This is a genomic window from Flavobacterium succinicans (assembly GCF_001662485.1).
Classification (GTDB): Bacteria; Bacteroidota; Bacteroidia; order Flavobacteriales; family Flavobacteriaceae; genus Flavobacterium; species Flavobacterium succinicans_A.
In genome coordinates this window covers 103,657-118,681 of the sequence record NZ_JMTM01000035.1, presented here as the reverse complement: position 1 = coordinate 118,681, position 15,025 = coordinate 103,657, and the positions used below count along the sequence as shown (strand labels likewise).

Here is a 15,025-nt window from a genome sequence, read left to right as displayed (position 1 = left end):
ATGCATTCCAGCTGCACTAATAATTATTTTTCATTTTCTCAATTCTAGTTTTCAATTTTTCTACAAACGAAAGTGGCGCTAACACTTGTAAGTTTTCACCATGGGAAAGTAGCAACGACTCTAATTCATAATTTGGAATTACTTTGATTACAATTCGGTGCATACCGTCTTCAAACTTATAGGCTTGCGTTGGATGCAAGGGTTTGGTTTTGATATAAGGAACCAAACTTTCTGCTATTTTGATTTTTATGGTTTCGATAGGTGTATCTGGAATAGTTACGCCCACAATATCCTCGAAATAGTCATTAAAATCAGTAGTGCCGTTTTCATAATCCTTATCCGTCTCTTTAATAGAAAGAATTCTGTCTAGAGCTATATTGGTTAGGGTTTCATAGTTGGGTGACTTGCCAAATAAAAACCAACGTTTGTTGTATTGTTTTAGATGATACGGACTAATTTCATAGGTTACGCTGGCATCATTTTTGAAATTTTTGTATTCAATCGCTACTACTTTTTTGTAAATAATCGCATTGTATAATTCAGAAATAAAGGGTTTGCCTTCTAGGTACTCGTTTTCTTCGAAGCTCATTACTTTTTCTGAGTTTTTATTCAATTTGAATTCGGCGTCTAATCGTGTGCCTAGTTCATCTATCCAATCGAATTGGGGCATTCCTTTGAATCGACTTAGGGTGAGTAAAGCTTCTTTCAGTTGATTGGCTTCGGTTTCGTTTAGGAGTTGGTTAGAAATAGAGAAGGTGGGGTCTTCGTAACGATAGTAGACTTTTCTTCCGTCTTTTGTTTTTTCTAATGCAATGGACCATCCTTGTGTACTTTCCATGAAACTGATATCATCATAGAGTTGTCTTTTTTTGATGCCATCTTCTTTTCCTGTAAACTCGTATATGGCCTCATTGCAGGCTTTAACTAAATCCTCAATAGCAAATCGTTTACCGGAATTTCTAAAGCATTTGTCTAGGGTATTGTAGCGAATTTGTGCGTTTTTGTTGGTAGCCAATGGAGTGAAGAAATGTTTTACGCAATAATACAAAAATGCATTTGAAAGTACTATGCGGAAAACCGTAAACTCACCATTTGTTATCAACAAAACAATATAAAAAGGTAGGGATACTAAAGGTGTATTGATCGGATTTTGTATTGTTAGGCACGGCTAGGACGCTAAATTTCCACAACTAACTTTTGAATTTTTAAAAAATAGAGCAAAGTGTTAAAATGTAAAAAGCACCTCGTTGAGGTGCTTTTTGCGGAGAAAGAGGGATTTGTCTGCTACAAAAGTTACCAATAAAATCAATACTTCGCAAAGCATTAAATTTAAGTGACACCTCGACTGACACCTCTTTTATAAGGTTACTATTATTCTAAATTCAAAGTAGTCAAATATAAGGATAAATATTTGAATATTAAAGTATCAAGACTAAAAATTGAACTAGTTATTTAAGTGTTTATTGGTACCTTTCTTGATTAAAATTTGTTTTTGTATTTCTTCAATTTTAACCAAAAATCAAGTGAGTTACTTGTTCATATTTTATGCCGCTATATGTACAGAACTCTTCAATCGTTAGGAACTCATTTTCGAGCTTGTTGAGGTCTTTTTTTATCTTTTGCATCAATCTAGTACTTTGACGATAACTCTTGCCTGTTATTCGTTGTATGTCCTTCGGATAGATGCATACCCTCTGATTATTCAATTTCATACTTTATCTATACCTTTGATATAGCTATGCTATACTTCTGACGTGCAGAAAATCTTTTGCAATTTAGTTATAATTTTTGATACTTATTTATTGGCTTTTTATGTTCATTTAAGACACTTGTGTCGATTTTAGACATATGGTACACTTGTGGCTTTTTCTTTAGTGAAATGCTTTGTAAACTTTGTTTTAATCATTCAAAATGTGGTTGCAACTGATGGATAGAATGAAGGAGATTTTAGATGAATGTTTAACTAAATTTTGAAGTTATGGCTAGACAGAAAGGCATAATTAAACTAAAAGGTACTATCGGAGATATTACTTTTTACAAAACGCAAGATGGACACTTGGCAAGAGAAAAAGGCGGAATTGACGCTAGTAGAATTGCAAGTGATCCTGCGTTTCAAAGAACTCGTGAGAATGGTTCCGAGTTTGGTAGAGCTGGTAAAGCAGGAAAGATTTTGAGAACGGCTTTACGTCCGCTTTTAATCAATTCTGCCGATGGTAGAATGGTTAGTCGCTTAACGCAAGCGATGGTTAAAGTTATCCAAGCGGATACAGTAAGTGAACGTGGTTTGCGTAACGTGATTGATGGTGAAGCTGAATTATTATTTGGTTTTGAATTCAATATTCGTGGTAAGCTTGGTACAACTTTGTTTGCTCCGTTTGTGGCAACTATTGACCGTGTGGCTGGTGAAATTACTGTGGATTTGGCATCATTTATTCCTGCGAATATGATTGCTGCTCCAAGTGGAACTACTCACTACAAAATCATTTCTGGTGGAGCTGAAATTGATTTTGAAGCTGAAACGTATGTGGTTGCTACTTCTGAAACGGCAATTTTGCCTTGGGATGGAACTGCTACTGCTCCAATTAACCAAGTGAATGCAGTTACTGCTAACTCAACTAAGCCATTGTTTTTGGCTTTAGGTGTTGAGTTCTATCAAGAGATTAATGGGCAAATGTATCCATTGAAAAATGGTGCTTTTAACCCATTGTCTGTAGCGAAAGTTGATAGCGGTGTGTAATGGTTATTTGGTTAACTAGAACTTATTTCCCTGAAGGAACGAATGGTAAACTCGAATGCGAAGGCAAATTGATTTGCAATACAATCGAATTGCCGTGGAAGATGAACGAAACGAAGGTTTCCTGTGTTCCGGAAGGGAAATATTTTATTAGAAAGCGATACAGTGCAAAATACAAATGGCATTTGGAATTGGTGAATGTGCCGAATAGAAAGTTTATTCTTTTTCATCCTGCTAATAATGCTCAAAAAGAATTGCACGGCTGTATTGCTCCTGTTACTAAACTTTCTGGACCTGGTTTAGGTTTGATGTCGAGAAAAGCTTTTACGAAGCTAAAAGTCTTTGTTTACAAAGCTTTGGACAATAAAGAAAGTGTTGAATTAATTATCCAATCTTAAAAATAGATTATGAAAAAAATCATTGATAGAGCAAAAGCTCCCACGCCAAAATTTTTCAAAGTGCTTCGAACTGTTGGGTTGGCATTAGCTGCCGTTGGTGGAACTATTTTAGCAGCTCCAATCGCGTTACCTGCCATTATAACTACCATTGGTGGTTATGTTGCAGTAGCCGGAGGAGTTTTGTCAGCTGCAAGTCAGCTTACTACAACTGATGACAGCAAATAACCCCACATTGATGGGAACTGCTGGAGGCACATTTTTAAGTATTGTACCTAATCTTTCCTCTGATGATATTGCCAAAACGGTTATCTTAGCTACTGTTGGAGCTGTGGTCAGTTTTACGATTTCGTTACTGCTTAAAAGCATAAATAAGAAGCACAAAAAATAAGTTTAGCCCTAGTTGTGGTGACCTTTGGGTTAAACAAAATGAAAGCCAAGTCGCAAGACCTGGCTTTTTTTATTCATCTAATATTGTAAAATCCATTGTATTGAAAACAGTTCTTATAGAAATTCCTTTATCTATGAACCAATATAACAAATGGTTAAGCATTTCATCTTTAATTTTAATAAAATATTGAGGTCTTTCTCCAACTTCATCTTCATCTAACTCCACTAATTTCGCGTTTTCTAATATATTTATTTCAATTAAAACCTCTCTTTCACTTAAATTTAAAAACTTTTCAAGTGACTGAGGCAATATTTTTATTTTACCATTATCATTAAAATTGGCATCTTTTTTTACACCTTTATCAACAATGATAGCGATAAGCTCTCTTGTTACTCTTGGTACATAAGATAGATTTTCATATATGTTCAATACATCTTGGAAAGCATCTTTATAACCAGCATCTTCAATATTACATTCTAAGAATTTAACTGCATTTAATGGTGGTGAAGAAGGTTTTTTTTCTAAATAATTAAAGTATGAACTTTCAAAATTACCATTTTCATCTAAAGGTTCTAATTCTATTTTTACTTGCCTAAATTCTCTAACGAATAGTGTATAAAGGCTTTCTAATTTTTGTATGTCAAGGACAACTATTCTTTGAAGTATATCATCAATATCAAAAACATTTCCTTCTTGAGTAAAATTAATTTTTTGTGCATTGTCAACATGAATTGTGTAAGATGTTTGCTTTTCTCCAACTATAAAAACATAAAAATGATCATAATTTTCTTCATCATTGCTGATTATCTTTACTATAGTCTCATTTATTTTCGCAGAAGTTTTTTGGGATGTTATTTGATAAGCCTTTTTGTTTTTTTTATCGCCTAAATCTAAGCCGGGAAAATTACTCCTAGTTTTATTTAAATTTTTTAAATTCAAATCAAAACAAATATTCAATACTTCCCTTATAAAGTCTTCGCAAAACTTTGTCAAATCAAATTGTCCTAGTCTATTTCTAGTTTCAATTTGATACTTCAGGCTAGAAAAATCATCAACTATTTTACCAATTATAATACCTCTTGTTATCATTACTTTTTTCACAAATTTAATGAATATTTATTGATGCTGAAAGCCAAGTCGTAAGACCTGGCTTTTTTGATTTTAAACTTCTCCAAATTGATTGAGAACGACCTCAACCACTACAACTTCTGAATTATACCAATACAAATCGTTGTATTTTGCATAATCTAATGCTTTTGTTCTGCTATCAAAAGCTCCAAAGAAAACTCTTGATGCTTTTGACTTCCAACTATCCGTTTGAAATAATAAAAATACACTCATAGAATTGATTTTAAAGATTAAAAAATAAATTATCTATTACTGTAACGATGCACGATAACTCTACGCATATCGTTGATTAAATTGATGTTTTCGTTGAATTGTTTTTCTTTTAGTTCAAGAAGTTTTAAAGCTGCAACATGCTTCAAATGTTCTTCGAACTCTTCCATTAAAAGCTTAGATTTTGGAAAAAACTCTCTTTTGAAATCAGGAAGACGCAAAAACGAAATCACAGAGCCAACTAAATGCTGATACCAAAATTTGGATTTCCACAAGCTATAAGCAATCCAGAAAATATTTTCACTGTCAGCTTCACTATCAAAGATTACTACAAAGCTATTTGTGAATGGCTCATTTTGTGGTTTTCCGCTATTCATTCCTTTGTTTAAAACAAAAAAGTGCGGTTTGTTGTAAATTGTGTCCTTCTTGTGGGTTTTAACGATAAAATTCATCATGGCTTCGGATTTAAAAATTAGGTTTTCTTCTAATTTCCTGTTGAGTTTCTGATGAATGCAGATGTGCCTCGCTACGCTCCGCCCATTAAAATTTTTTTCGCCAAAAGTTATTTTAAATTGGAAGCGAAGAATATTCATTTCAAAAGAAAAAAAAGAAAAAAAGAAAGCCATACGTCCAAGTGGAAGGTTTCAAAAAAGCAAGTTTTTCAGAAAAAATACTACCCGATACGTGATTGAAATCGGCATCGTCTAATCAGAAGTGAAATATGTTTTGAAACTGTTTGGGTGGAGATTTTTTCTGAAACCCGAAGGGCTTGAACTTGCTTTTTTGAATACCTGGAACTTATCTTTGCTCTCTTTTTTTTATTTTTTATTTTGAATATTCAAATCAAATGTTCTTGTTTAATCGGATTTTATCTGAAGGAATGAGTGTTGATTTGAAAGATAGACGTCTTCGGAAAGGGTATCAAATTCTTTGGATGGATGAATAAACCAAATCATAAAATACACAAGCTATTTATCCGGCCAAAGAATTTGATACTCTTTCTTTTGGTTTTGATTTTTGAGGATGCCTGAAAGTCAGTTGGCAGTCTCAGTGTTCAGTTAGCAGAAAAATGTCTTATGAAAATGTGAAGCATCTTCAAAAAACAATGCATCATACTACCGAGTGCGATGTGGCAGTAGCGCAAGTAAGGGTATCATTTTTTATTTGCTTATTGGGATGTTTCTGATTGCTTTAGTGAAAAAGCTGATGCCTGAAATTCAGTTGACAGTCACAGTGTTCAGTATGCAGCAGATTATCTTAAAAAATGGTATGGCATCAGCTTTTTCGCTGGAGCAATAACTGTGGGGTTTCTGGCAAATAAAAAATAATACTCTTACTGGGAATTTTGGTTTTGTGGGTAATAAAATGGCTTTTACCCTAGGCAAATTTAATAAAATTAAAAGCCATTTTATTACTTACAAAAGCAATGCAAATACTTCCTATTTAACCACAAAGTTGATAAAACAGTTACCGTAAACGTTCTTAAAAGCAATGAAAAACGTAATGCTTCCTATGAAATGGCGAACGTTGTTAAAGACAGTGGCGAAGGACGGTGTTTTTTGTAGCTGGGTGATGCGATGGGAGCTGCAAAAAAATGTTGTCCTGGAGCCACTGGCAAGCGCGTTGGGAGAGCGGCTTTTTTACATAATGTTATTATAGTGCATCCGAGATTTTGATTAGTAGCAGGATAGTTCTTTATGCACTATAATGCCACATTATGTAAAGAAGCTTTGGGAAAAAAAATTACTGGCATGAGTTGCGAAGCGTACGTGTTTTTGTTTTGTGCGTTGGGCAAGCTCTTTGCCTAATGGCGTGCACGATTTTTCAATTAAAGCATAATTTTCCTGTCATTAGGCAAAGTGCTTGATGAGCGTTGGGACAAAAACCATGACAGTAATTTTTTTTGGAGCGTTGGGAAGGAGTGGCAATTGAAAACTAAATTTTCTCTTTTACTTTTCTCTTTTATGTTTCCAATCGCAATTTTCTGAAAAGATACTTGGTTGGAAATATATTTTGTTTATAATATCTAAAAGTTTATTAGACTTCAAAAGACCACCACAATGTTTCGGTTCAGTTGCTATTGTGAAGCCACATAATCTTTCAAATATCCATTGTGTTAAAGGATTACTAATTGAAAGTATATTTTGCATTTCTTCTTTTTCCATGTATGTGAATTTTTTACCTTTTCCATTATAAGGATTATTCAAGGTGAAAAAGTCTAAATCTATGTCGAAATATACTTTGGTTTCATTAGAAGCTAACAAGCAATCTTCTAGCTCTTTATGTGTTTTAAACTTTTTAATTGTATGTTTGTTACCATTTATATCAATAAATTCTTCATCTTCCCAATTACTTTCAAAAGTACCTTGTCGGCAGTGAACATAAATATCTCCAATAATATTAAGATATGCAGCAGATAAAATGTGACCATCATTATTTCCTGCTAATTTAGCCCAACTAAATAAAGCTACTTTACCATCATTTGATTGATCAAGTTCTGATAACCACTTTTTTTCGGTTTCACAAGGATAACACAAATCTTGATGCCAATCTAAACTTACTAAGCACGGTGGTTTACAATCTGTATTCTCTCTAGTCCATTTTAACCAATAAAAAAAAGCATATCTGTGTTCTTGAAAAATAGCTAACTCTGTAACTCCTCTTCTTAAAAATGGATGGGACAAAATTTGTTTAGCAGAACCTGGAGGAACTATGTAATGAGGATTTCTAAATTCCATTGTTAGATTTATTGATTTGATATTGTGATTTTAGTGATAATAGAAGTTAGTGTAGCATTCAACCAAAATTGCCAATTTTCAAAATTTAAAATAACTAAAATTAATGTTATAATAGATATTGTGTTTAATGAAATAATTGCCTTTTGATTGTTCCTCTTTCTTATCACTTTCTGTTTTGGAGAAGTTTTGAAAACCCTCATTCCGGAGTTTAATAAGCTTACAGTTTCATTATCAATCATTGCCCAACCAATTGAGTTTGTACCTAAATCAAGACCTAAAATTCTACTCATTTTTATTTATTTTAAATTACTATATTGTTTAACGAAATTAGCGAAATGAAGCAAACAAAGAATTGATGCTAGGAATACTTGGACTAGGAGCGATTTTTGTGCAGCTGAATGAGATAATGAGTTAGTTAAAGTAATTTCCTTTTTGTGGTATATTTTTTGTAAATCATTCTTAAGAAAACATTATATGAAGTTGGCTATTAATACGTTTTTTGATATAAAATTTGTTTTTTGGTACAAGAGTTGTATATTTGCAAAGTCATTTCCCTAGGGAAAAGGACCTGGTTCGTGAAAACGTACGCCACAGCACCGTAGCCTGTGGCTTTTTTATTTTATCCTCTTAGCATACTTATCTTCATAGTACTTTTGATTTCTAGCATCATCAATATGAAAACAAGAAATAATCATATAGTCAGGAGTTATTTTTTCCATTACAACTAAAAAGTTTCCTTCTTTAAACCAAAAATAATCTCTGATTTTACCATCAGCTTCCAAAAATTGAAAGCAAGTCACATCTTCAGTATCTTTATTTTCTAATATTGGTCTTATCCAATGAATTTTATTAGCTCTTTTTTTATCAAAGCTTCTTTTGCCTTTATCTCCTCTTGTAATGATTTTTACAAAAGTATGAGGATAAGCTTCAAATCCTTCTTCTTTTGAGTTTGCTATATCAATCTTTACTTTACAGCCATCAAAATAAAAAACATTATCAATAAAATCGGCTTTGAATAATTGAAATAATTCTTCTAAATGTTCTGCTGATGGGTCAATTCCTAAATTAGATATGTGATCGTCCAAGTCTAATAAATCCATTATAGTTTTATTTTAGGTTGGTGATCAAAAATATTGAACTTTGTTTCCCAAGGTTCTGTTCCTTCTTCGAGATTAAAACCAGATTTAGTTTCTAAATATTTAATGAAATCCATTCTGTTTTGAGTTGGATTTACAATATTATTCATTACTACTCTTGTTTTATATGTTATTGCTCCAATAAAGAAATCGGCAAGTTGAAAGAAATTATTATCGTGAGAATGTAAATGTTGAAATTGCTTGAATGGACTATTGCCTTTATATTCGGTATTAAAAACTTCATTAATCTTTTTTAGTTTTTCTCTACCACGAGTATTTTGAATATCAATAAAAACTCTGTATTCATCGCCATTACTATTGTTTGGATGCAATAAATAATAGGTCATTTTATAGTAGAAATTATCATGAGAACCTTGGTTAAAATCTATATGATTTAAACGCTCCTTATATTTTACTAAAACACATCGAAACTGTAATGATGATCTAAAAAAATAATCGACTAGCTCTTTGTATAATTCAGTTCTTGCATTTGAAAATTTATTCCATTTCAATTCTGATTTTTGATTGTATTTCGTAAGGATTTGATTGAATTCTTTTTGTAATTCAGCGTACTCATTCATAGGTACTTTGATGTATCCGATACACATTACCGGAATATTGTCATGTTCTAAATGACAACTTTCATCTATATAAAAATCATATTTGTTATTCATTAGAAGTTCTATGAGCTAATTATAGTTTTAATTTAATTGACTGTTAGTAGTAATTCTTGTTAATTCATCTGAAGCATCTTTATTTAAATTTACTCCTTTTGCTTCTAAGTTTTCAATTACGGCAGATTTGAATTCTAATTTATCAATTAAGTGTTTGTGTTTTATTTTGAACAGCATAAATAAATCATCCCAAGTCATTGCATATATTTCGTAATTTCTAATTGATTGGACTAGATATTTTTGTCCTTTATTTTTTTGGTTTTCATATAAATCAATAATATAATCATCAACTTTTTTACCAACTAAAATAAATTTCCAATTTCTTCTTAAACTATTAAAACGTTCTTCCTCTATAATAAACCTTAAATATCTTTCAACTTGTTGAAATTGTTCAGAACCAATTACTACAGAAGGTCGTTTTAATTCAACAATAATATTTTCTTCAATGGTTAAATCATTATTTGTAGCATCTGGAATGTCTGATTTTCTACTAATAAAAATATCAGGCCTTTTAAGCTTCTCTTTATTATCTATTGTTTCTGGTTTTTTATTATCAATTTCGAGGTGTGCAAAATAATTATTTAATAAGATTTCAAAATTCTTGTCAGCAGAAACTAAATGAAATTGCTCACCAAATAACCAATAATTGTCTTCTATAACTTTTTGAATATGCTCTCTTTCATTTGTGAATTTTTCCAAATCGAAGATTAATGCTTTTAAGATTTCAACAACATTAAATCTATTCTCTAGTAACTTTATTAGTGTATTTATATGGGATAAATTTGTTCTCTTTAAAGTTCTGGCTAGTTCCTCTCTTTCGTCATCTGTAAGTTTTACAACATTTTCAACAATAGTCAAAACACTTTCTCTTTGATCAGTATCAAGTAGTAAATTTAAAAACCCAACAATTGTTTTGCTTTGAGTTGTAGTTAGACTTTGAAAAATTTTTGGTTGAACACTATATAACTCTTTGATTACATTTTCTAAATCAATTTTTCTTAAATGATCATATGAATTGTTTTTGAAAACTGGAAATACTTTGTTTTTGTTGTAACTTTCAATTAACTCATTAGCTTTTGAATTTCTAATGAATAATTTTTCTTTTTCAGAAACAAATTCATTTAGTAACTCTACAAGGTTTCTAAATGTAATATCTGTTTGGTTTTTACCAGAAAAGTCAAATGTTGGATTATCTTCTTTTGTGGCATTGAAGTTGTCAAAATAGGTTGCTTCAATATATAGAGAATGATGAAAATCTACAGCTTTATTGTTAAATGAAGTGTGTTTTCTAAAAACTTGCTTTTTCTCGTCATTTAAAAAGTAATAATAATATTTATCACCTATTTTCTCCTTCCATCTTATATAACTAACCTTAAAATTATAATCTCCAATTGGAATATTTTTTTCATCGGTATCATCTATTACAGAAAAATAATCTAAAGGATTATTATTAAGAAGTATTTTAAAATCTCTCTCTTTATTTAAGTATAGAAACCAGCCAAACTCATTTGCTAAAAACTTTTCAAATTCTTCATTATCTAATAAATCTCCATAAATTTCAGTAAAGCCCTCAAAAATCACTTTAGTACCTGTCTTTTGTTCTTTTGAAATTACTCTATCAAATGTTTCAAAATCTTGACTACTCTCTTTTTTGATTTGAATATTGTATTCTAAAAATTTATCCTCTTTTGTTTTAAAAATTGTACTCCAAGTTGCTTTATTACAAAAAGTTGAAAAAGAATATCTTCCCTTTCCTTTTTTTCCTTTTACAAATCCTGTTTCTGAAAACGAGTTCGCTTTCAATGAAACCATAAAATTTCCAAAAGTATCTGATATATTATCGAAACTAATTCCTGAACCATTATCAGAAATTGAAAAACTTTCAAGTGTTCCAATGGAGTTTGCTGAAAAATCAATATTTATTGTAGATGCTCCAGCATCAAAACCATTCCAAATATATTCAGCTATAGCTTTCTTATAATCTGATGGTAATCCACTACCTTCAATACTTTTAGATGTTAATTTTGTGGTATGTTTTTTCATAAATTAAATATGATTACATCTATTCTAATGAATAAATTTTAAAGTTTCAAATGAAAACAATTCCACAAAAATATAACAAAAAAGTTAATAATAAATTACTCAATTTTCATAATTCAATCTACTTTGATATGAAATTAGTTTCACTCTTTCAAATAGCTTAATTTTTGATAATTTAATTATAGAACTAATTTGTCATTTCAATCTCAATGTATGATTTTAAATTATATAATTCAATTTGGCTTTCACTATCTCCTTCCAATTGTCCAATCTCAATAAATGCAATATCATTAGCAAATGCTTTTTCACCAATTAGATGTTCGATATGGACGTAAACTGCTTCTCGAAGTCTTGGGTTGTCTTTGTGGACAATATAGTTTTTGAGTAACACTTTTATTCCTAAATCGGTTGGTTTGTTTGGGTTTTCTAATGGGATGAAATACATTTCGCTTATTCGTAAAGTTATGCCGTAATATTCTAATGGTTTGTCGGTGCCGTTTTCGTATTTTTCAATATTCATCTCTGGTTGAAGGAACGCTGTTATTTTCCAACGCTCTACAACTGGAGCATGATGAACTAGTAGTTCTACTTCTTTGAATAGGTAAGGATTTCCGTTTGCGGTGATGATTAATTCTGCACCGTTTTTTTTGTTTTTAATGATGAGGTCTAGGTTTTTGTTGTATTGATGTAGTATCTCGATTAGTTTGTCGAAATGGATTTTTAGTTGGTCTTTTGGTATTTCGTTTAGAAGAAGGAAAACGAAGTTGTTTTGTTGGAAGTAGTTCCAGAAGTTGGTTATTGTGTTCATATTGTTTCTTGTTATTGGAACGCGGATGAAACAGATGCTTCGCAACGCGGATTTATACGGATTTTATCTCTTGTCTTGAGCTGATTTTTCAAATGCTATTAAATTTACCATCTCTCGTAATCGTGAGCGAACTCGATTGCCGTAATGTTTTTCAATTTCTGTGGCTGATAGGTTGGTGGTTATGTGAGTAAATAGTTTTTTTGAAATGAATAGATCATATCTGCTCAATAGAATTTCTGCCATGACATTGCATTCGTTACCAAAATATTTTAAGTTGTTTTCTGTTCCTAAATCGTCAAAGCAATAGGTTCTTGGTTCTGATTGGTATAGTTTGCCATTGCTGTATTTGTGGATTATTTGGTAGCCGTCCTGGATGAATTCAAAGCTGATATCGCGACATGGTTTTACGAAAAACTTATGTTCTGTTGCTGTTAGGTATTTCATTAAATTCATCAATGATGTTTTACCGCAGCCGATTGGTCCGGTTAGTAGAATTCCTTTGTTGAGGTTTATTCCATATTGAAAACATGTTGGTTCGTCTTTTAAGAAATACGCGATTAGTTTGTACACAATTGGATAATCGGTTTCAATGATTTTGAAATGATTGCCATATAGTTCAACTCCTTTATTTTCTAACCAAGTAATGACCTCATCATAGCTATAATGGCTCTGAATAGTCTTTGTCGGTTGTTGTGTTGAGTTGTTTTGCTCTGTTTGGTTGTTCTGCATTTGAAATAAATTTTGGTGCGTTAATCATCCAATTTTGTGCTGCTGCTTGCCAATCGACCATTGGTGTTTTACCTCCGACTAACCAACCGACACTTTTGAAATAGTTGAAGAATTTTTGAGCTTCTTGTTCCGGAAAGTTATTTTCTTGGAAATAGATTTTGACTTCTTCGATTGTTGGCTGTGACTTTTCTTCTTTTTCTTTTTTTGCGGAACTTTTTTCTTTTTCTTCATCATCGTTTTTTAAATCCAAATTATTTATTTCTACAAAAATTTTTGAGTGCTTTTCCAAGTTTGAAACGTTTTTATCGTTTAAAATGTTTGTATTGTTTATATAGTTTATAGAAGGTACTACTGCTTGTTCAGTACCTGTTTCACTACTAGTACAAGACTTGTTCAAAGCTTGTTCAGAAACAAGTTCAATAAGTGGTTCATTTTTTGGTTTTCTTTCGGATTTTGGCAGCGGTTTTAAATCTTCTGAAAAGTTGAATAAAATGACATGACTTCCTTTGAATGGATTGTATGATGGTTCGTAATTGATATAACCCAAACTATGCAAGTTCTTCAGACATTTATGATAGGTTGCTTTGGAACTTATTTTACTTATTCGCATTACCTCATCGCGATTAATACTGATTGGATTTTTGAAACGATTGCAATTCCAAAATTGAAACAATGCAATGTATAAACTTACGTGTGTTGGATTTAGCGTTTTATCAATGGCTACTTTTTCGAAGAAACCAGTTAAGTGTTTGATATAATTCATAATTGCTAAAATTATTTGAACAGAGTAGGTAAAGCATTTACCTTATTTCCATTTAATAACTTATCAATATCTGAATTGTCATAATACATTATGCCACCTATTTTGGTGTAGGTGAGTGTTCCGTTGATGCGGAGATTTTGCAAAGTACCTGGAGAAATGTTTAACAGTTTACGGACTTCATTGGATTTGAGCCACTGTTTTGTTTGTTGCGGTTTGGATTGAATGATTTCTTTTAAATCGTTCAAAAGAAGACTTCTGAATTCGTTTAAGTCTTCGCGTGTAATAACTTCGATTGCCATAACGTATGTTTTAGATTGTTATGGCACAAATTTGTAGTTTTTGAATAGTTTTAAATCACAAGTCAATCACAAGTTGTGATTGATTTTTATACAAAGTGTTGTATTTATTGGTCTTAAAGTAAGTCGTCTGTGTTTTCCATCCGTTTTACTAATTTTTCTTTTAATGCGTTTAGGAATTTGGTTTGGTCAGATTTTCGCATTCTAATTTCAAGGAAAGCCCTGTGATACTGACCTAAATCGATGTTGAATATGTTTTCAAAATACTCCGCAATATCTTTCAAATCGGATGCTCCATTATTAAACACACCTTCGGTATGCAAAGCATACAAAAGCTCTATTAATGCGACTTTAGAACCTGTCCAAGTTTGCTTTACCTTCGGGTTGACTTGTGATTTTTCCTTTGTGTCTTTATTTTCCATCATCAACAATTTATCTTCGAGATAAACTTGGATTAAATCGTGCGCTAAAATCTTTGCTACTTTAAAATCGTGAGAGGTTGAAAATGTATGATCTGCTTCAAAATAAAAACTATCTAAAGCTAATTTTACATCGATTTTTCCTCGTAAAAAATATTTGTGATCTAAATAGCTGCTTCCTGTTCTGTAATATCTGTAGAAGTCTAAGTTACCATCAAAATATCTTTTAAGTTTATCTAATTCGTTATTAAGGTATTTTTTGATAATTCTTTCACCACCATGCGGTTTCTTCGTTTCAATTTTGAATATAACGTTATAATAAATTAGTTTTGACGTAAATTTGGGCTTTACATTTTTAAAGAACTCTATTTCTTGTTGACTTGATTTATTTTTCTCTTTTTCAAATAATACTTTTAATTTTTGGAGTGATTTCAAAATAATATCTATAGCACTTTCACAACGCTTTATTGGGTCGTCTATTTCTAAATCAGTAAAATTTAACTGTTCGTTTAAATCTGTTAATAATTGGTTGATTTTTGGGCTCAATTTCTTTGGTATTAATTT

At 31.3% G+C, this 15,025-nt stretch carries 18 protein-coding genes; 4 read left to right on the top strand and 14 right to left on the bottom strand.

What is annotated here, in order from left to right:
* Positions 1-16: 16 nt before the first annotated feature.
* Positions 17-1,015: a helix-turn-helix transcriptional regulator gene (locus tag FLB_RS06055; RefSeq protein WP_064715062.1), complete on the bottom strand. Its 999-nt coding sequence runs from the start codon at positions 1,013-1,015 to the stop codon at positions 17-19.
* 963 nt (positions 1,016-1,978) lie between these two features.
* On the opposite strand from FLB_RS06055, the gene FLB_RS06050 reads away from it, so the two are divergent.
* The 4 genes from FLB_RS06050 to FLB_RS14250 are packed head-to-tail and all read left to right on the top strand — an operon-like array spanning position 1,979 to position 3,520.
* Entirely contained in the window at positions 1,979-2,737 is a 759-nt protein-coding gene (locus FLB_RS06050) for a hypothetical protein (RefSeq protein ID WP_064715061.1), read from the top strand.
* The gene (locus FLB_RS06045; RefSeq protein WP_064715060.1) at positions 2,737-3,132 is read left to right on the top strand and encodes a DUF5675 family protein; all 396 of its coding nucleotides are present in this window, start codon (positions 2,737-2,739) and stop codon (positions 3,130-3,132) included. The genes FLB_RS06050 and FLB_RS06045 overlap by 1 nt, the downstream gene beginning before the upstream one ends.
* A 9-nt stretch (positions 3,133-3,141) precedes the next feature.
* Positions 3,142-3,357 (top strand): hypothetical protein, encoded by a 216-nt coding sequence (locus FLB_RS06040; RefSeq protein ID WP_064715059.1) that lies wholly within the window; start codon positions 3,142-3,144, stop codon positions 3,355-3,357.
* A complete protein-coding gene (locus tag FLB_RS14250) occupies positions 3,344-3,520 on the top strand; it encodes a hypothetical protein (RefSeq protein ID WP_157490557.1) in 177 nt (58 codons plus the stop codon). The genes FLB_RS06040 and FLB_RS14250 overlap by 14 nt, the downstream gene beginning before the upstream one ends.
* A 69-nt stretch (positions 3,521-3,589) precedes the next feature.
* On the opposite strand, the gene FLB_RS06035 is transcribed toward FLB_RS14250, so the two are convergent.
* From FLB_RS06035 to FLB_RS05975, 13 genes are all read right to left on the bottom strand, one after another.
* Positions 3,590-4,621, bottom strand: a complete 1,032-nt coding sequence (locus FLB_RS06035) for an SMEK domain-containing protein (RefSeq protein ID WP_157490556.1) — start codon at positions 4,619-4,621, stop codon at positions 3,590-3,592.
* A gap of 60 nt (positions 4,622-4,681) precedes the next feature.
* Complete coding sequence (locus FLB_RS06030) at positions 4,682-4,861, bottom strand: hypothetical protein (protein ID WP_064715057.1); 180 nt, start codon at positions 4,859-4,861, stop codon at positions 4,682-4,684.
* Positions 4,862-4,890: 29 nt separating this feature from the next.
* The gene (locus tag FLB_RS06025; protein WP_064715279.1) at positions 4,891-5,313 is read right to left on the bottom strand and encodes a DUF6943 family protein; all 423 of its coding nucleotides are present in this window, start codon (positions 5,311-5,313) and stop codon (positions 4,891-4,893) included.
* Positions 5,314-6,807: 1,494 nt separating this feature from the next.
* A complete protein-coding gene (locus FLB_RS06020; RefSeq protein ID WP_064715056.1) occupies positions 6,808-7,596 on the bottom strand; it encodes a hypothetical protein in 789 nt (262 codons plus the stop codon).
* Between the two features lie 8 nt (positions 7,597-7,604).
* On the bottom strand, positions 7,605-7,886 hold the full coding sequence (locus FLB_RS06015; RefSeq protein WP_064715055.1) for a hypothetical protein: 282 nt from the start codon (positions 7,884-7,886) through the stop codon (positions 7,605-7,607).
* A 324-nt stretch (positions 7,887-8,210) separates the two neighbouring features.
* A complete protein-coding gene (locus FLB_RS06010; RefSeq protein ID WP_082923226.1) occupies positions 8,211-8,696 on the bottom strand; it encodes a hypothetical protein in 486 nt (161 codons plus the stop codon).
* Positions 8,696-9,406, bottom strand: coding sequence for a DUF3800 domain-containing protein (locus tag FLB_RS06005; RefSeq protein WP_064715054.1), 711 nt, complete (start codon positions 9,404-9,406; stop codon positions 8,696-8,698). Before FLB_RS06005 ends, FLB_RS06010 begins: the two co-directional genes overlap by 1 nt.
* A 27-nt stretch (positions 9,407-9,433) precedes the next feature.
* Positions 9,434-11,449 (bottom strand): ATP-binding protein, encoded by a 2,016-nt coding sequence (locus FLB_RS06000; RefSeq protein WP_064715053.1) that lies wholly within the window; start codon positions 11,447-11,449, stop codon positions 9,434-9,436.
* 184 nt (positions 11,450-11,633) lie between these two features.
* Positions 11,634-12,254: a hypothetical protein gene (locus tag FLB_RS05995; RefSeq protein ID WP_064715052.1), complete on the bottom strand. Its 621-nt coding sequence runs from the start codon at positions 12,252-12,254 to the stop codon at positions 11,634-11,636.
* A 63-nt stretch (positions 12,255-12,317) separates the two neighbouring features.
* Positions 12,318-12,983: a hypothetical protein gene (locus FLB_RS05990; RefSeq protein WP_064715051.1), complete on the bottom strand. Its 666-nt coding sequence runs from the start codon at positions 12,981-12,983 to the stop codon at positions 12,318-12,320.
* Positions 12,913-13,746 carry a hypothetical protein gene (locus tag FLB_RS05985; protein WP_064715050.1) on the bottom strand — a complete coding sequence of 278 codons (834 nt, stop codon included), beginning with the start codon at positions 13,744-13,746 and terminating at the stop codon, positions 12,913-12,915. Before FLB_RS05985 ends, FLB_RS05990 begins: the two co-directional genes overlap by 71 nt.
* An 11-nt stretch (positions 13,747-13,757) precedes the next feature.
* A complete protein-coding gene (locus FLB_RS05980; protein ID WP_064715049.1) occupies positions 13,758-14,045 on the bottom strand; it encodes a helix-turn-helix domain-containing protein in 288 nt (95 codons plus the stop codon).
* Between the two features lie 113 nt (positions 14,046-14,158).
* Positions 14,159-15,007: an RteC domain-containing protein gene (locus tag FLB_RS05975; RefSeq protein WP_064715048.1), complete on the bottom strand. Its 849-nt coding sequence runs from the start codon at positions 15,005-15,007 to the stop codon at positions 14,159-14,161.
* Positions 15,008-15,025 lie beyond the last annotated feature (18 nt).